Below are 17,156 nucleotides of genomic sequence, written 5' to 3' on the forward strand. Positions count from 1 at the left end.
AATATGCCGGTTATTATAAATTCTCCTTCGGTGATTGAAGCTGCTGGCAACAAGCCCAAAATCATTGAAGAATATTTTGGAAGAGTTAATTCATCTACTGATGAAGTCAGCATTGCAAAAATGAAAAGCCCTCAAGGGTGGGTTGAACCGGGACAGCGTCCGGCGTTTAATGAATATACTTTAGTCCTGAAAGGAACTTTGTGCGTTAAAACTGAAAATGAATTATTTGAAATAAAAGCCGGCAGTGCCATACTAACAAAGAAAGGGGAGTGGATTAAATATAGCACTCCCTATGAAGGCGGGGCAGAATATATCGCAGTGTGCCTTCCTGCTTTCTCTTTAGAAACAGTGAATAGAGACAACTCTGAATAATTTATTATTTCTATTGTGAAATTGTTTTATCACTAATTCTCTGTAATAAGAATTCTATTTTTGATTTCTCTCTAAGCTTAGAAAAATTCGTTTAGAATATTCAGAATTTTCACTTTTCACAATATTTCATTTGGCATATTAGTTGTTAATTTTTCGGCATCTAAATGAATTTGCTTTTAATAAATATTTGATGATAAATAATTAATTAACTAAATGGCAAACGCCATATTTACTTTCTAATAATATGAGGTCATATATGCAACTACGTTCTACTTTCCGCAGGTTCTTTTCTGCTCTCCTTCCTATCATAGTTATTATGATAGTCCTTTTTTCTAATGATACAAATGCAACAAGTCAATGGGCAAGAAAATTTGGTATGTCTTGCAGCAGTTGTCATACAGTTTTCCCAAGATTGAATGCCTTTGGTGAGCAATTCTTGAAAAACGGATACCAAATGATGAATACTTACAATACTAATTTTGAAGACGCTTACCCAATTAATTCAGGCGGTGTTCTTTTAGATGAGGTCTCTAACTTATTTGGTTTCAGATTAAATATGACTCCCTTTTTGCTTGAAACAAATACACTACAAAAAGATTCTGCTTCAGAAAAAACTACGAAGATTACATTAGCTAACCCAATTTGGGCTCAGATGTTTATTGCGGGATCTATCTACAAAGACATTTCATTCTTTTCAGAATTAGAATATTCAAAAAGCAGTTTCAAGTTTAACTGGTTCTACTTTAATTTAACAAATCTTTTTGGAACAAGAGCTGCTAACTTACAAATTGGTAATATTTCACCAATTGAATTTGCTTCTTACCCGAACAGACTTCCTCAATTGCCGGCATTAAAAGGTGAGGCAATGTTAATTAAATCTTCTAACGGAAAAGGTGAAACATCAGTTGATATGTCATCTGCAAGACCTGGCTTTCAATATTTTGGTTGGAATGAATGGGTTACTGTTTATGCAGGTATTTCTCCCGGAACCTCCGCTGGTCAGATAAATCAATTCTTTAACGTATGGGGAGGGTTAGTATTTAATCTTCCTGAAACTGTAAGCAGAGATTTGAGCGGTAGTACATTCACAATTCATTATTATTCAGGTACCGATACTAAAGGAACTGGAACAAGTACACAAATAGAAAATAGTTTTAACAGATTATCTCCACAACTTAATTTAAGATGGAAAGGTCTTGATCTTCAAGCCGCTTATGTTATAGCAAAAGACGATAACTGGTCATTAGTTGCCAACCCTACTGAAGATTTCAAATACAACGGTATCGCTTTAGATTGCGGTTATATGATTAACGAAAAGTGGAATGCTGCTGTTCATTTTGACAGCTATTCTTCTGATAATGAAGTAGCTGGTGTTAAAATTCTTGACTACAAAAGAATCGTTCCTGCTTTAACTTATATCATTAACGAAAATATCAGAACCACTGCTTATTACGAGGCTGATATAAGTGATAAGGATGCAGATCTTAAAGTTTCTAAATTCTATTTAAACATCAGGACAATGTTCTAAAACTGATTATTCAATTACTGCGGGAAGTGATGACAACTTCCCGTTTTAATCTTATAAGGAATACGATGAAAACAATAATAAATATTAGCCTAATTCTTTTTTCACTTTTAATTCTTGCAGGATTTACAAAGAATTCTCTTCAGGACGAACCTGCCGGTAAAAAACTCTTTATGGATGCAAAGTGCACAAGCTGCCACTCTATGGAAGCGTTTGGTTTAATTCCTAAAACTCCTAAAAAGAACATTCCCGATCTTTCGTTTGTAGGTGACAGACACAATGCTGATTTTATAAAACTCTTTATCACTAAGCAGGAAAAAATGCACGATGCAAACCATCCTATTGCTTACAAAGGCTCTGATGAAGAATTAGTCATTTTAGCAGATTGGTTAGCATCATTGAAAGCTGAGGTCAACACTCCTTTGCAAACTGACTCAACAAGTGGTCAATAGTTACTACTTTTTTTCAGCTTGATATGATAAAAGGGAATGGCAACTGTCATTCCCTTTTTTATAATTTTTAATAACTGAAAGTTCTTCCGCAAATTGATCCCGACACAGTAGGTATTGTTTCATTGATTGTGATCGGGCAGTTTCCATTAACCTCCTGATTTACATCTTTGCCAACAGTGCCGGCATAAGAGAGTTGAGCACAAGTATAGCTTCTTGCAATGTAGGTGGATGAAAAAGTTCCATCAATATTTATGGTGCCGTTGAATGTTAAATTGTACTGATCCTTAAATCCTTTGCAGTTCGTCATTTCAAAAACAAGGTGCAGTGTGTTGATACCATTATCTGCTGCTTCGGTTGTTCCTGTTATGTGAATACTCCCTCCCTGCGGACCTGCAACTGTCAAGTCTTTACCACCTGCGGGTTGTCCGGCAATATTCTGATTCCAGATGAAAACAAAAACATCAACAATTCCGTAAGCCAAATTTTCATCCTGGCAGCCTTGATCGCAAGCAGCCTGCGGTGGATTAGTTACATCGTTAGTTTCTGAGCAGCTATATAAAGAAAAACTAAGTATTGATGAAACAAGTAAGAGCGAAAAATATTTTTTCATTTTGAATCTCCCCGATTTTAATGAAGTGGTTTTTATCAAAAGGTGATCTTTTGAAATGATTTTTTATGAGAGGCATTTTTAGTAGTTCTAATTTTGTTCCGTTAATATTATCGTAACAAATTTATTAAAGTTTATAAACGTCTGTGCAAACTTACAGTTTTATCTTCACCGAATCAAAAATAAATTCTTTAGATGATGATTCTTCGGAAAAATATAATTCACTTTGCAGCAAATATTAAATAGTTGGATTAAATTGTAGAGGTGTTACTATTCACATAGTAATAGAATAATTTTGCTTCTTAAAAAGATGAAGGCAATTTTTTTGCTGTTGCCGGATTCATTTTAACCACAGCAGATGAATTAAACCCACATAACCATTTAATCGAAAGGATAATACTACATGAAAATACTTTTTTTAATAAACGATGCACCGTACGGAACAGAAAAATTTTATAACGCTTGCAGACTTGCAATGACAGTACAAAAAGAACATTCAGAAGTTGAAGTGAATGTTTTTTTAATGGCAGATTCTGTTACCGGTGCTCTTGTAAATCAAAACGCCCCGCAAGGTTATTACAACATTGAAAGAATGTTAAAAAGTATAATTAACAAAGGCGGCAAGGTTAAACTTTGCGGGGGGTGTATTGATGCTCGCGGTATCGCCTCACTGCAATTTATTGAAGGCTGCACAAGAAGCAATATGAGTGAGTTAGCTCAATGGTCTTTTGAAGCTGGTAAAGTATTTACATTTTAAAAATCTGATTCAATTTTGTTTCATAGCGTATCACTAGCGATAGCTTCTACACGGATAAATTAGAACACTTTTATCTAAAACAAAAAAGCCTTACTTTTTACACAGTTAAAATTTACTTTTGCCCGCTGAGTGAATTCGTAAAAAAAACAGAGAATAAGGTTTCATATCATTGAAGAGAAATCAGAAACTATTAAATGAATTTAATAATACGATAATGCTTCTTAAAAAAATATTAATAATTACAATTTTTGTTTTATCGAATCATTTTTGCATTGCCCAAACAACATGGCAAAAAATTTCCGACTCACTTACTACAGGATATATATATGATCTCCAGGTTGATTCTGAGGGCAACTTATTTGCTGCGATTGACCATCAACTTTTATTATATCCGGCTAATGGTGAACAACCAAAGCACTTATATGAAACTGATAAATTGTCGATTTATATCCTTCGTATACTTTTCATTACAGATAATGAAATATTAATTGGCACCGATTTTGGAATATTTAGCTCAACCGATAAAGGTTTAACATGGTCAGCTAATTCTTTAGATAGTGTCTGGATTGATTTTTTGTTTATGGATAAGAACGGTATTATTTATGCAGGTAATGATCCTATTTATAAATCCACTGATAAAGGTACAACCTGGACTGAATTAAATCCTTCTCGCCCTGTCTCAAGTTTTTATATTACTTCTTCTGGTAATTTCTTAGCTGGTACAGATTGTGGAATTTATTTATCAAGTGACTTTGGGCAAAATTGGATTTTAACAGGATTTTTTGATTGCGGAGATGTGCTTGCAATGAAGGGAATACAGGATGATGGTATCATTTTCATTGGAGGTGCCGATAGATTTCATGGAATATATTTCAGCACCGATGATGGTTATAAATGGGTTAAGGTGAATAATTCAGATACTCTGGATTGGGTGACTTCAATTATTCCAACAAGCTCAAATGAAATTTATTTTAACTCTAATTTTAATGGAGTATTTAAATATAATATCCAGGATTCATCTATTACAGCTTCGAATGATGGATTACAATATGGAGTGACCGCATTGGCGCTTGATAGTTTAGGTTACCTATACGCAGGCTCTAATGGTATTTTCAAAACTTTTTCTCCGGTTGATACAATTAAATTTCTGAACAATAATGTCTTTAATTTTTCGCTCGAGCAAAACTACCCTCACCCTTTTAACTCCACTACAACAATTGAATATAATCTACCCGCCTCGGGAATTGTTAAGATAGAAGTCTATGATATGCTCGGACAAAAGGTAATTGAATTAGAAAACAGATTTCAGCAGGAGGGAAAATATAAGGTAACATTTCAAGCAAATTCATTATCAAGCGGCGTTTATATTTATCATATGCAGATTGATGAAAAGACATTCTCAAAAAAAATGATGTACTTAAAATAAAATTTATTCACTCCATTAAAACATCAATCGGACAGCATCACCTGTTAAGTGATTCAATATCACCTCAAAATCTTCCAACCACCATTCCAGTAATTGCTTGCTCTTTGAAAAAGCTCTATTCGGTTATCTCTGCTTCAACTAATAGCTTTAGTAATGCGAGTGATTCCTGCCAGCCAAGGTAGCAGGATTCGGGGGGATAATATCAGAGACACCTTCCTGTACAATGCTCAGCTCAGTTCCGCAGGATACTTTTTTTAGCGATACAGTAACCTTCATAGCGCCGGGCATATTCGGATCGTCGAACTCATCTGTGTGGCAGATGCGCTCGTTGGGAATAAGTTCTAAGTATTTACCGCCAAATGAATGACTTTGATTTGTAGCGAAGTTTGTGAACGACATTTTATAGGTCCCCCCCACAACAGCTTCTGAATGATGGACTTTGCCGGTAAACCCATTTGGTGGAAGCCATTTGCACATTGCATCAGGATCGAGAAAAGCACAGTAAACCCGTTCGGGAGGGGCAAGAAGTACGCGATGGAGCTTGATTGTGTTTGTTGCCATGTTATCTTATTCCTTTTTTTATGATGTACTTAGATATTATCTGTGATTAGAAAATGATTTTCACTACACAAAGCAAAATATATCCGCACTAATTGTAACAGCTCGATAAGCCTTTTAAAGCTGCCGCTGTATTCTCTTCAATTAAATATAAACGATTATCTTCAACCCGGTAAAGAAGCGGAGCAACGAGAATCTTCGGATACCTGAGACGGAGTCGCTTGACTTCGCTAAGAACAAATTCTATTTCACTCCCAATTTCAAACATCGGTGCAAAACGATTAAAATGATCTTCCGCCGCTTCCAATTGCCATCCTGCGTTTTCCACAAGTCCTTTGATGAATTGTTTCTTGCGGTCTATAAGATTAACCATCCCGCATTGGTTATGTCCAATTAGTGCAATACTGCGAACCTCCCCCACCGCAACCGCATACGATACCTTGAACTCACTGTATCGAAGATTTGCACCGCCGGACCTGATGATGAAAGCGAAATTGTCCGGAATATGTAAATGTTTTCGATTATCCATACACATTCCAATAAGCAGCTGCGCATTCGAGTATGATTCATACGGGCGATCAAGGTTATGATACTCAAGCAAGAGACCGATAGGAGTTCCCCGATATTGCTCCGGGATATCAGATTCCAATAACACAGCTTGTAATTGATTCATTTTTATCAGAAAAATAAAACACTGATGTTAAATTATTTTTTTTAATTCTGCATTTAGCAGGGAAAGATTTTCATTTCATTTTTTTAAATCGTTACAAAGTTAAAAGAACGACAGTTAAAGTATTTACACAAACAAGCAAAGCGATTCGGATTAACGCTTACTCCTCAACTACAAGAGTGAGTTCATTAGCAGGCGCTGGTTAGGTTTAATGACTTAAAGCCCGCATAAAAATAGTTGGATCATAAATGTATTGAATTTCCTTTAGCAGTATTAAGCTATTGATCTTGTGATTTTCTATTTCACTAATAACTTGATCAAAACTAATATTGATTTTATCAACATCGATTTTTTTAATTGGGAGTTTAAAAATAATATACAGGGATTCATTGTTTAGCTTTATAAGTCCAGTAGTGTAATTATAAATATTCTGAATTTTCGATCCAAAATATTTTGGACTCCTTACATATTCTTTGTAGCATAGAGTATCTGCAGTTATTTTGCTACAATAGATTCTATCAGGAAATATATCTTCTTCATTAACTTTAAATAATACTTTTGATAAATCGATTTCAATTTCGGAATTTGATGAATTTATCAGTGCTTCAAAGGTCAGACTATCATTTTCGGGCGAAATTAAATTGTAAGTGATCGAAAAAATATTTGGGATCATAACAGGTACATATGAGAAACCTAAAGCCAAACTATGCCCCAAATATGGTCTTGGTGTCAAATAAATTGAAAATTCTTTTTCAATGTAGTTGTTCCAATATATAGTAAAAGGCATTGCTGAATAATTGTAATATTCAGGTCCTTCTTTCCAGCCGGATCTATCAGTATAAATATCGTTTTTAAAATAGGATACACTGTCTAATGAGGCGCATCCAAAAAAAGTATTAAATAATAAAAAGTTGATAGTGATTACTAGTTTATTTCTCATTATGGTACTAAACCTAACGACGTGTTATGTTAAAACGCAACACTGTCGTATAAATTATTTATAGATTTCAGTTTTTTTACTTTAGTAAAAATATTCATTTACTTCCTTTAACCACATTTTAATGCTGCATACAAAAAAGCATCCCCCAATTATTTGATCTAAGTTATTAACTGCTTTTGTTATTATCAACTATATTTTTAATTATTTTAGTTTTAGTTACTCCAACTTTATTACTCTCACTCTCCGAAAATTCACCAGCAAAAATTTTAGAACACCCCTTGAGTTTAAAACAAAAAAGACTTACTTTTTACACAGTTGTAATTTACTTTTACCTATTAAAAAGATATGAGAAACTTTCCCCGGGCTGTCACCAACCACTTGGTGACAGCGGGTAGATAGTATAAAGCTATGAATGATAAAAATCCATTTGTTGTTCTCTCGTCAGTCACAGCTTGTCCCGATCACGAGAAACCATTTTGCCTGGCAGTCACGAACCATTTCGTGACTGAATAGTATGGGAAGAAGAGGACGATTAAACTTAATTGATGAGCGATTTTTCTTTGTAACAACGACAATAGTTGGTTTTACAAAAGTCTTCACCGGGGATATTTACTGCGATATTTTAATAAGAAATATTTTGCATTACCAAAAGAAATATCAATTCACCGTAATTGCATACGTGATAATGCCCTCACATTTTCATTGGATACTTGAAGTAAATCCAAAACTCGGAACTATATCTGATATTATGAGAGATATAAAAAAATATTCTGCCTGGGATATTATGGAAGAAATCCAAAAGAAAGATAAAACTCTTGCTAATATTTTTTTCGAAGCAGGCAAAGGGATAAAAAATCACAAAAGAAAATTCTGGATGAAAAGATTTGACGATGAAGTAATTAGAAATGAGAAAATGTTCTGGACTAAACTGCATTACATTCATAATAATCCCCTTGAAGCCGGATTAGTCAATAGACCTGAACATTATAAATACTCAAGTGCAAAAGATTATATTTCCGGTGTTAATTCAGATTTACCTGTTGATACTTCTTTGGCGGGTATTGAAATTAAATAAAACCCTGTCACGAAGTGGTTCGTGACAGCCAAGGAAACATTAAATTATCTTTTTTCTTTTGTATTCACTATCTATTGGTCGTCAATAGCAGCTTGTTATAAGCGTTTTTAAATTTATTTTATTTTTACCATCTCCTAACGTTTTAGCTATGAGTAGTTCATTTATTCAACCCTATTGCCATTTTATAGGCCATTGCAGCATCGGGTAGCGGCGTTAACGCATCTAATAAAATATTGTAAGTCCCTTTTGCAGACAGTTCGTCAGCAACTTTTTTAATTAAAGCTAATGTAGCTTTCATCAAACTTGAACCAAGACTTAAACGAGCAACACCTAAATCCTGCAGTTCACTTACAGATGGTGGTAATCCTATCCCAACCTTAGGGTTTGCAAGAATATTAATTGGGGCATTAATTTCCTTAACCAATGTTGAAATCGTTTCTTTTTCCCATACAGGTTGTACAAATATGCAGTCGGCACCAGCTTCCCGGTATTTATTGCCACGCTTAATTGATTCAGATAATTTTTCTCGTGGCGAACCTGACGAAGTATAAAATGAATCCGTTCTTGCATTTATTACTAAATGAAAGCCCAGTGTATCTGATAATGCACGAATGGCTGATATTCTTTCACAAAATTCCATCTCGTCAATTAATATTGGATTTAAATCAATACTGTCTTCAATGTTTATTCCAACAATTCCTGTTGCAATTATCTTTTTAACAGAATGAATTATTTCATTTAAATTATTTCCATATCCTGCTTCTATATCAACAGTTACGGAACTTGTACTGCATTTACGATTCCCGTAATAGTTTCAATCATTTCTGACAATTGTATTACCTGGCAGTCAGGATACCCTAAAGAGGCAGCTATTCCCATACTTGTTGTTGCGATTGCTTTATAGCCACTTGCTTCTATTAATTTAGAACTTCCGATGTCCCACGAGTTTAACAGAACCAAAATTTCTTTGTCCTGATGAAATTTCAAGAACAGTTCGGCTTTTTCTTTTTGAATACTTGCAACCATAATATGGTCCTTTTTTAATTTAATTTTAATACATATGACTTCTCATTGAATAGCCATAAATAAATCTATTGTATTTTGATTATACTTAATATGATACGAAGCTTATAACGACGTTGCGCCTAACCCGCCGCCCATAACAGGGAAGCCAAGTAAAACACAACTGATAAATATTAAACAAACTGCACTTAACTTGCATCAGCAAGTGCAGTTTGTAAGTTAATTAATTATCCCGAAGGGATCCCTACGGGAGAACGAACACTTAGAACAAAATGCTTAACAAAAACCAAACGCCAAAAATTATAAAATCGCCGAACTAAAATGGCGGTCGGGTTGAGGCGCTGGTTAGCTACCTTTAATATTACTCTAATCTTCTTTCTTTAAAATAATATCTTATGCCTAAATTAAGATTTAAGCCTCCATAATTCTCAGTGTAATTTAAAACATCACTTCGCATAAAATTATATTGCGGTTCAAAAAATATTGAAATAGGACTTTGATCAAAATTCTTTTCAAGCACAGCACCAAAAAAGAATCCAAATACTCCAGAACCATCTACAGATAATCTAACTGAGCCGCTATTGTTTTTTTGTTCTTCAGAAACAATTGAATAAGTAATTCCCGCATTTACTCCTAAGGTTAAATCTTGACTTAAAAAGAAATTATATAAAAATCCACCGTTTACTAACCATTGTGTAAAACTCGCAGAACCTTCTCTTGATTCTGAAACTAAAACAGGTGTTCCATTGACAATACTATAAGTTTGAATTACAGGAGTTCCACTTTTAGAAAATAAAGTTGCTTTACCATAAATATATGATCTTGTAGATAATGGCAATCCAACTCCTAAGCCATATACAAATCCGAATTGTGAATCATAAGTTTTATCGAAATCTTCAATTGAAGTAAGAAATATTCCAGAATGAACAGATAAGTAAGCAGATTTTAAATTTTCACTTTGAGCATAAATTGAAAATGAACTTAAAAGTATAACAACTATTATGATTTTCTTTTGCATATTTTTTTCCATTAAATATTTTTGGTAGCTAACGACGTTGCGCCTAACCCGCCGCCCAGAACAAGTGCGACAAACTAAAACGCATTGCCAAATATTTAGCCGTAGGTGCTTATCTTGCGTCAGCAAAGCACCGAAGGCAAGTTAATTAATTATCCCGAAGGGATCCCTACGGGAGAACGAACACTTAGAACAAAATGCCGAACAAAATATAAACGCCAAAAATTATAAATCCGCCAAACTAAAATGGCGGTCGGCGTTGAGGCGCTTGTTATGTGTTGCTCTGCCACCGAGAACTTTTTGTTTTTCTACCAATATCATCTGTTATTTCTAATTTGGGTTTTATTTCAGTTATGTTAAGTACTTTTGCATTTCTTTTTAATAATTTCCCAAATTGTGCATTAAATGAGTAATATGCTGGTGTACCAACATTACTATAAAACCCTCCAGAATATACACGTAAAATTTCAGCTGTAGTAAATATTTCATTCTTAAAACCCGTAATAATAACTTTAATCCTATCAACACTTACTTCAATATTATCTTTCATTCTACTCCCTATATAATTATCATTAAATATTTATTAACTAGATATTAGATGTACGCTATTATTTATTTAATAATATTTTGAATTTTTGTTCAGCGAGTTTCATTGAATTTTCCAGAATTTCTAAGTTGCTTAAAAGTAGTATATTTTTCGAAGTGAATCTATTATCAACTAGATACCAAGTAAGTTTATCACTATCAATTGAATATCCTAATTCGAATCCATCTTCAGTAATAAATTTGTTTTCTAGATAATATAGATGTAGAGCTAAATCTTGAGCTGAATCTTTCTTTAATTTTTCCATAGCTTCTGATAATGCTAAAAAGTCATCATAAGTAAGTGCGACATCATTACCCCATCTACTATGAATGGAAATATAATAAAAATAATGTGGTTCATTGTTGATTATCAATTTTCGTACTGTAGAGTTAGCGCTACCACCTCCTATAAACTCAAGTCTTGAAAGTTTATAGTCAATAAATTTTATGATAGTACCTGTTTTTGAGGCCAATTGATTAAACTTCGATTCCTCTTTTGTGATTTCTTGGGCAAAAATTGATGTCCCCAAAATGAAAAGAATTGACAAAATCCAAAATTTATTCTTCATATTGATCACTTAGTTTTTTTGTTTTTTATAAATTTCATTTATAGAATTGAAAATAAAAATGAAAACACATAACTATTAATCATACTGCCAAAATTCCATATAACATTCCGGCAGCAAGAATGTTGTATTCCTATTGAAACTTGATTTAAATAATATTTTCAAAACTTTCCACCGCATATCATACCAATGGTTATAGGATGTGGCACAGCCATCACCTTGTGGTTATCCAACGGGCTTTTAATTTCTCCACTACTTCTTATAAAATTTATTTTCTGTTTTATTATCCTTATCCTGTCACATAGCATCGTATTCACAAAAACATCCTCAATTGTTTGATTAAACTTATTAACTGCTTTCGCCAATGTCAAATAATTCTTAAAACTTTTTTAATTATTTTTTTATGCAGCGCCTCATATTTCGTAAGTAACAAAATTTATTTAAATATTTAATTAACTGCATCAGTATCTCTAAGATAACTAAAACCGTTAAAACGGTCGACAGTTAAATTTTTTAAGTTCTCAACGGGATTTGGCTTGCCATCCCCTTGGGAAATCCCGTTGAGAATGTAAATCAAATAATGATTAACCGTTTCTCCATAGGAGTCCTTCGGACAACGGTTTATAATAATAAATCAGGCAGCTTAAATGTTTTTTAATTATTTTATTTACTCTGCATTTCACTTATTTCCTTTCCACCATTCCCCAAAAATTTCCCTCAAAAACTCAACTTCACCAAATTTTCTGTAATAAATTTTTACAAATAATACTTTTTACCGACAGGAGTAGGTAGTTAGTTGCTATAATGCTCGTATAATTTGTAAAATTCATCGCCATGGATTGCAAATTCACCTCCATGGATTGCAAAAACACCCTCAAAGATTGCAAATTCAGCGGGCTTTTTTTCAGGATCATCTATTAAGATGGCATAAAACGCAAGTAATTTGTAAAATTAATCGTCATGGATTGCAAATTAATCGTCATGGATTGCAAATTCACCTCCATGGATTACAAATTCATGTATAAATTTTGCAAATATATTTTGTCATTCTTTAAAAAGAATAAAATTTTGCACTTTTTACTATCATTTATTGAAATTTTGGCTTTGACTAAGAATTGGGTTCTACTAAAAATTGGTTTGGCACAGCTTTTGGTAGTTATATATTGAACGTCAAAACTTGATTCTTAAAAATAAAAACAGGATAAAGTTTTTGGTGTTCGAATAATTAACTCAATCATTAATAAATTCTTGGAGCCAAACATGGCTAAAAATAATTTCCTGCCGGACACATTAGCCGGCCTCGATAGCTGGGCAGAAAACTTCCTGGCAAAACTTCCTACATACGCAGCAGCGTTCGGGTTATCACCTGCACAGGTAACTGCGTTAACTAATTTAGTCACAGCTCAGCGCACGGCGTATATCGCATTGCTAACAGCCACAGCCAATTACCACGCAAAGGTAGATGAAGCCAAAGTGAAACGGGTTGATTCTATCAGTTCTTCCAATGGTATAAGGGCAATGGTTAAAATAATGAAAGCAAGCCCGGGCTACACAACATTCGGCGGCGAAGATCTCGGCATCGAGGCGGATACCCCACCCCCATTACCTGATAATCTTCAGGCGACCATAAAAGCGAAAGTCCTTCCGGATAATACTGTAAGGATCACCTGCGTAATGGATATCGCAGACACTTATAATGTTTACTGCAAGCGCGGCGCTGAAACTGAATTCACATTTATCGGGTACTCGACTGCCCCTAAATTCATAGACGCACGTCCTAAGCTTAACGGCGCCCCTGAAAAAAGGGAATATAAAACAGTCCTGGTAATAAAAAATACCGAAGTCGGCAATGCATCAGACCCCACTACCGTTATAATCGGTTAATGAATGCATTGAGAACAAATCACCCCACCCCCCAAAAAGGAAAAACTATAGTAACTTAAAATGATATGTATCGCAAAATAAAGGCGATCGGCAGAAAAGCTGATCGCCTTTTTTTATTAGTTCTCTTTGTGCTGCTTTGAGTCTTTGTGTCTTGGTGGCGGAAAAGTAAATTGCCACAAAGTCACCAAGACACGAAGATTCACGAAGAATTACTTCACAAAAAAAAGACCGCCACAAGGGACGGTCTTGTTATGATTATAAATTCTCTAAAAAATTATTTAATCAGCATTAGCTTCTTTGTTTGCTTGTAAGATTTATTGCCATCAATAGAAGATGCCTCAATGCGGTAGAAGTAAATTCCGCTTGATAAAACCTCTGCTGAAAATTCTATCTCATATTTACCAGCCTTTTGCACACCATTTGAAAGTGATGCAACTTCATTACCGATGATATCAAAAACGGTAAGCTGTACAAAACTTTCTGAAGGCAGATAATAACTGATAACTGTAGAAGGATTAAATGGATTAGGATATGCATTGAATAAAACATAGTCATCGGGAACGGGAAGTGTTTCATTAACATCTGTAAATGGGACGTAAGAATAAATCACTTTGAAGAAATTTAACCAATCAACACCTGTCCAAATTTGTGAAATAACTTCAGCCAGGAGATTGTTGATATCATAGGAATAGGTATCAAAACCATCATTTTCCCAACCGGTTCCTGCATCCCAACTTTCACTAAGTCCGGTCAATAACTGATTGTTTGAGTTGTAAGTAAAAGTGCCCCGGCTCAGGTTTACCCAGTCAGAACCAACCATATCCCAGTTCTGAGAAATTTCTTCAGTGTTATTATTATTTGAATCAAAAGTGGATACTGTGCGGTAAGAATTTTCCCACCCTGTAGCAGGTATCCAAATTTGATTTAAATATTCAGTCTGATTGCCATTAGAATCATAAGTATAAAGATTCTGGGAGGAATTGTCCCATACAGCGCCCGACCACAAATATGATACCTGAGAGATTATATCGTCATTGGAATTATACGCAGTATTAGTTTTCGATTGATTAACCCATGCGCCTCCGGACCAATTCTGGTATAGACTTTCGGTTACAAGATCGCTCGCATTGTATGTGTTTGTGGTTTGATAATTGTTTTCCCATGCACCACCCATCCAAAGTTGATATATATAAGTATGAACTAAATTATTCGAGATATAAGTGTACTGCTCTCTGCTCAGGTTTTCCCATGCACCGCCCACCCAATCCTGATTAATTGTCTCGGTATTTTGATCGGAGCCGTTATAAGAATAAAGTGATTGAGAATTATTCTCCCAGTCAGCGCCTGTCCAGGATTGACCAACGCTTAAAGTAAGCAACCCGCCCCCTGAGTATGAGAATACCGTTCTCGAATAATTTTCCCACGCTGTACCGGACCAGCTTTCTATAAGAAATTCAGAAAAATCAAATGAAGCAGTGTAAGTAAAAGTATATCTGAAATAATTTTCCCACGCACCGGTCCATAATTGATAAGTAAAACTGCTGAAGATGTAACCATCCAGAGTTTTACCAACAGTATGATTGGCTAAAACCCCTTGCTCATTTTTCTCCAATAAAATATCCATAAACTTTTCAGGAGTTAAGCCCTTGAGCTGATCAGGTGAGAGTGTTATTGGAGATTGTATATTATTTATTTGAGCGTTGACAGGTGGGAATAGAAAAGTAACCATTAGAAACAAGAACAAAACGTGTAATAAAGTTTTCATTTGGTGCTCCTTAAAATTGTTGTTGATTAAAGTTAACAATTCTACTAATAAAAGTCCAATTTTCAGAGGATATATTTTCCTTTGAGCGTTTTCAAAATGACACCAATTCTTATTTTGCGTAAGGTGAACTCAAAAAAAATCCCGCCGGAGCGGGATTAGAATTATTCAGTGCAAAAGGAAAAATAATATTTCTATTTAATCATCAACATTTTTTTAGTTTCAGTATAACTGCCAGCTGTAAGCGTATAGTAGTAAACACCGCTGTTCAAGGCTGTACCATCAAATTCAATTTGATGTGTGCCTGCACTTTTTCTTTCATTGATGATCTGCGCAACCTCTCGTCCAAGTACATCATAAATTTTCAAGCTGACAAATTCATCATTAGGAATAGAGAAACTTATTAATGTAGCAGGGTTAAAAGGGTTGGGGTAATTCTGAGAAAGAGAATAATCCTTTGTAACCATTACTTCAACTTCAACCGTGTTTGAATATTCAAAGCTTCCGTCAAAGTCAATTTGTTTTAGTCTGTATTGATATTTTCCAGAAGCGGTTGGCTCATCACTAAATGAATAATGATGCAGTTCTGTTGAAGTACCAAAGCCGGCAATGAATCCGACTTTCTCCCAATTTTCAGAAGTTGAAGAAGTCCGCTGGATTTCAAACCCCTGGTTATTTGTTTCGGTAGCTGTTACCCAACCAAGATTAATTGAATTCCCAATTACATCAGCATTAAATGATACAAGTTCTACAGGAATAACAGGGAAAGTATATTCATAGACGCCTGCTCCTGAACCGATTGGAGAGGAACATCCGGCAAACAATGTGTGGCTGCCGGTTGAATTAAATACAAGTGCTCTAATTGAATAAACATCAAGCATTGTTCCGCCATTGAAAGACGTCCAATTTGCTCCGCCATCGGTAGTCCCCCAAACGCCAATGTTTACAAAAGTACTTCTGTCTAATCCAACAAAATATTCTGTAGTTGAGCCCGGTCTGAAAGTGGCAGAACGAATAAGTGTACCTACATCTTGCGGTGCACCATTAAATTTACGAGTCCAGTTTGCGCCTGCATCAGTGCTGATGTAAACTCCGCCGTTTGCAGTATTCATAAATAATCCTGCAAGTAAATAATTGGAATTAGCATCGCTAACATTGATAACTCGTACAGGATTTCTATCTCCCGGGGTTTGGGGGATTCCATTGCTGGTATTAAACCAGTTACCGCCACCATTGGATGTTTTATATACTATTGAAGGTCCAATACCAGTGTCAGCAGTTACAACGAAGAAAGAGGTACCTGCGTACACAACGTTATTATCAACCGGATCAAATGCTAAAGATAAAAAATTTCTTTGAGCTGCCATACCATTTACTGAAGGGAACCAATTTGCCCCTCCGTCTGTGGTTTTAAAGAGTCCATTTATTGAATTTAATACCCCATCGAACACTGCTGCATAAACTGTATTTGGATTAGTCGGATCAATTGCAAGAGCTTGGATTGAAATATTGGATTCGTTTATTCCAGTATTCACCTTCGTCCAGTTTCCGCCGCCATCAGTAGTTTTATAAACACCGCTGTTTGCGTTGCCGCCGGCAGTACCGACATAAAGAACATTTGGATTGTTCTTTGAAATATCAATTGCCTGGACCTGTACAAAAGTCAAACCGGTGTTCGCAGTATTCCATGTAGTTCCGCCGTCTGTGGTTTTATAAACACCAAAATCAAGACCGACAGAATACATGATATCCTGGTTAGAAGGATCAATCACCATTCCATAAACACGCCCAATACTCGTTGTGGTTGTAGTCCAAATTTCCGGACCATTCTGAGCTATGATGGTTGTTGTAAAAAGAAAGGTGAGTGAAAGAAAGTAAAAAAGTTTTTTCATAGGACACTCTCCGAATAATGAAATGAATAATTAAATAATTAATTGAA

The 17,156-nt window shown here is 34.9% G+C and carries 17 protein-coding genes and 1 pseudogene; 7 read left to right on the plus strand and 11 right to left on the minus strand.

Going from position 1 to position 17,156, the window contains the following annotated elements:
* Positions 1-3: 3 nt before the first annotated feature.
* From IPH11_17080 to IPH11_17090, 3 genes are all read left to right on the plus strand, one after another.
* Entirely contained in the window at positions 4-372 is a 369-nt protein-coding gene (locus tag IPH11_17080; protein MBK6915286.1) for a cupin, read from the plus strand.
* A gap of 256 nt (positions 373-628) precedes the next feature.
* The gene (locus tag IPH11_17085) at positions 629-1,900 is read left to right on the plus strand and encodes a hypothetical protein (GenBank protein MBK6915287.1); all 1,272 of its coding nucleotides are present in this window, start codon (positions 629-631) and stop codon (positions 1,898-1,900) included.
* 65 nt (positions 1,901-1,965) lie between these two features.
* Positions 1,966-2,349, plus strand: coding sequence for a c-type cytochrome (locus IPH11_17090; GenBank protein MBK6915288.1), 384 nt, complete (start codon positions 1,966-1,968; stop codon positions 2,347-2,349).
* A 67-nt stretch (positions 2,350-2,416) separates the two neighbouring features.
* Here the strand turns inward: IPH11_17090 and IPH11_17095 are convergent, their stop codons facing one another.
* Positions 2,417-2,959: a hypothetical protein gene (locus IPH11_17095; protein MBK6915289.1), complete on the minus strand. Its 543-nt coding sequence runs from the start codon at positions 2,957-2,959 to the stop codon at positions 2,417-2,419.
* 400 nt (positions 2,960-3,359) lie between these two features.
* Between IPH11_17095 and IPH11_17100 the strand changes: the two genes are divergently transcribed.
* Positions 3,360-3,713 (plus strand): DsrE family protein, encoded by a 354-nt coding sequence (locus tag IPH11_17100; protein MBK6915290.1) that lies wholly within the window; start codon positions 3,360-3,362, stop codon positions 3,711-3,713.
* Between the two features lie 214 nt (positions 3,714-3,927).
* The gene (locus IPH11_17105; protein ID MBK6915291.1) at positions 3,928-5,139 is read left to right on the plus strand and encodes a T9SS type A sorting domain-containing protein; all 1,212 of its coding nucleotides are present in this window, start codon (positions 3,928-3,930) and stop codon (positions 5,137-5,139) included.
* 115 nt (positions 5,140-5,254) lie between these two features.
* On the opposite strand, the pseudogene IPH11_17110 reads toward IPH11_17105, so the two are convergent.
* The 3 genes and pseudogenes from IPH11_17110 to IPH11_17120 form a co-directional block, all read right to left on the minus strand.
* A pseudogene (locus tag IPH11_17110) lies at positions 5,255-5,700 on the minus strand (SRPBCC family protein).
* An 88-nt stretch (positions 5,701-5,788) separates the two neighbouring features.
* Positions 5,789-6,370: a carbonic anhydrase gene (locus IPH11_17115; protein ID MBK6915292.1), complete on the minus strand. Its 582-nt coding sequence runs from the start codon at positions 6,368-6,370 to the stop codon at positions 5,789-5,791.
* Positions 6,371-6,575: 205 nt separating this feature from the next.
* Positions 6,576-7,307, minus strand: coding sequence for a hypothetical protein (locus tag IPH11_17120; protein ID MBK6915293.1), 732 nt, complete (start codon positions 7,305-7,307; stop codon positions 6,576-6,578).
* Between the two features lie 514 nt (positions 7,308-7,821).
* Here IPH11_17120 and IPH11_17125 point away from each other — a divergent pair.
* The gene (locus IPH11_17125) at positions 7,822-8,382 is read left to right on the plus strand and encodes a transposase (protein ID MBK6915294.1); all 561 of its coding nucleotides are present in this window, start codon (positions 7,822-7,824) and stop codon (positions 8,380-8,382) included.
* Between the two features lie 157 nt (positions 8,383-8,539).
* On the opposite strand, the gene IPH11_17130 is transcribed toward IPH11_17125, so the two are convergent.
* From IPH11_17130 to IPH11_17150, 5 genes are all read right to left on the minus strand, one after another.
* The gene (locus IPH11_17130; GenBank protein ID MBK6915295.1) at positions 8,540-9,148 is read right to left on the minus strand and encodes an isocitrate lyase/phosphoenolpyruvate mutase family protein; all 609 of its coding nucleotides are present in this window, start codon (positions 9,146-9,148) and stop codon (positions 8,540-8,542) included.
* Between the two features lie 8 nt (positions 9,149-9,156).
* On the minus strand, positions 9,157-9,408 hold the full coding sequence (locus IPH11_17135; GenBank protein ID MBK6915296.1) for an isocitrate lyase/phosphoenolpyruvate mutase family protein: 252 nt from the start codon (positions 9,406-9,408) through the stop codon (positions 9,157-9,159).
* Between the two features lie 358 nt (positions 9,409-9,766).
* Positions 9,767-10,423, minus strand: coding sequence for a hypothetical protein (locus tag IPH11_17140; GenBank protein ID MBK6915297.1), 657 nt, complete (start codon positions 10,421-10,423; stop codon positions 9,767-9,769).
* A gap of 268 nt (positions 10,424-10,691) precedes the next feature.
* Entirely contained in the window at positions 10,692-10,970 is a 279-nt protein-coding gene (locus tag IPH11_17145; protein ID MBK6915298.1) for a hypothetical protein, read from the minus strand.
* A gap of 58 nt (positions 10,971-11,028) precedes the next feature.
* Positions 11,029-11,574 carry a hypothetical protein gene (locus IPH11_17150; GenBank protein MBK6915299.1) on the minus strand — a complete coding sequence of 182 codons (546 nt, stop codon included), beginning with the start codon at positions 11,572-11,574 and terminating at the stop codon, positions 11,029-11,031.
* A gap of 1,257 nt (positions 11,575-12,831) precedes the next feature.
* Here IPH11_17150 and IPH11_17155 point away from each other — a divergent pair.
* Positions 12,832-13,455, plus strand: a complete 624-nt coding sequence (locus IPH11_17155) for a hypothetical protein (GenBank protein ID MBK6915300.1) — start codon at positions 12,832-12,834, stop codon at positions 13,453-13,455.
* 274 nt (positions 13,456-13,729) lie between these two features.
* Here the strand turns inward: IPH11_17155 and IPH11_17160 are convergent, their stop codons facing one another.
* On the minus strand, positions 13,730-15,220 hold the full coding sequence (locus IPH11_17160; GenBank protein ID MBK6915301.1) for a T9SS type A sorting domain-containing protein: 1,491 nt from the start codon (positions 15,218-15,220) through the stop codon (positions 13,730-13,732).
* Positions 15,221-15,411: 191 nt separating this feature from the next.
* The gene (locus IPH11_17165) at positions 15,412-17,109 is read right to left on the minus strand and encodes a T9SS type A sorting domain-containing protein (protein MBK6915302.1); all 1,698 of its coding nucleotides are present in this window, start codon (positions 17,107-17,109) and stop codon (positions 15,412-15,414) included.
* Positions 17,110-17,156: the final 47 nt, after the last annotated feature.

It is taken from the genome of Ignavibacteriales bacterium (assembly GCA_016709155.1).
Lineage (GTDB): Bacteria > Bacteroidota > Ignavibacteria > Ignavibacteriales > Ignavibacteriaceae > JADJEI01.

Bases quoted from the DNA above. Each gene is read 5' to 3' on its own strand.
- IPH11_17080 (MBK6915286.1), top strand. From the start codon at position 4: ATGCCGGTTATTATAAATTCTCCTTCGGTGATTGAAGCTGCTGGCAAC.
- IPH11_17085 (MBK6915287.1), top strand. From the start codon at position 629: ATGCAACTACGTTCTACTTTCCGCAGGTTCTTTTCTGCTCTCCTTCCT.
- IPH11_17090 (MBK6915288.1), top strand. From the start codon at position 1,966: ATGAAAACAATAATAAATATTAGCCTAATTCTTTTTTCACTTTTAATT.
- IPH11_17095 (MBK6915289.1), bottom strand. From the start codon at position 2,959: ATGAAAAAATATTTTTCGCTCTTACTTGTTTCATCAATACTTAGTTTT.
- IPH11_17100 (MBK6915290.1), top strand. From the start codon at position 3,360: ATGAAAATACTTTTTTTAATAAACGATGCACCGTACGGAACAGAAAAA.
- IPH11_17105 (MBK6915291.1), top strand. From the start codon at position 3,928: ATGCTTCTTAAAAAAATATTAATAATTACAATTTTTGTTTTATCGAAT.
- IPH11_17115 (MBK6915292.1), bottom strand. From the start codon at position 6,370: ATGAATCAATTACAAGCTGTGTTATTGGAATCTGATATCCCGGAGCAA.
- IPH11_17120 (MBK6915293.1), bottom strand. From the start codon at position 7,307: ATGAGAAATAAACTAGTAATCACTATCAACTTTTTATTATTTAATACT.
- IPH11_17125 (MBK6915294.1), top strand. From the start codon at position 7,822: ATGGGAAGAAGAGGACGATTAAACTTAATTGATGAGCGATTTTTCTTT.
- IPH11_17135 (MBK6915296.1), bottom strand. From the start codon at position 9,408: ATGGTTGCAAGTATTCAAAAAGAAAAAGCCGAACTGTTCTTGAAATTT.
- IPH11_17140 (MBK6915297.1), bottom strand. From the start codon at position 10,423: ATGCAAAAGAAAATCATAATAGTTGTTATACTTTTAAGTTCATTTTCA.
- IPH11_17145 (MBK6915298.1), bottom strand. From the start codon at position 10,970: ATGAAAGATAATATTGAAGTAAGTGTTGATAGGATTAAAGTTATTATT.
- IPH11_17150 (MBK6915299.1), bottom strand. From the start codon at position 11,574: ATGAAGAATAAATTTTGGATTTTGTCAATTCTTTTCATTTTGGGGACA.
- IPH11_17155 (MBK6915300.1), top strand. From the start codon at position 12,832: ATGGCTAAAAATAATTTCCTGCCGGACACATTAGCCGGCCTCGATAGC.
- IPH11_17160 (MBK6915301.1), bottom strand. From the start codon at position 15,220: ATGAAAACTTTATTACACGTTTTGTTCTTGTTTCTAATGGTTACTTTT.
- IPH11_17165 (MBK6915302.1), bottom strand. From the start codon at position 17,109: ATGAAAAAACTTTTTTACTTTCTTTCACTCACCTTTCTTTTTACAACA.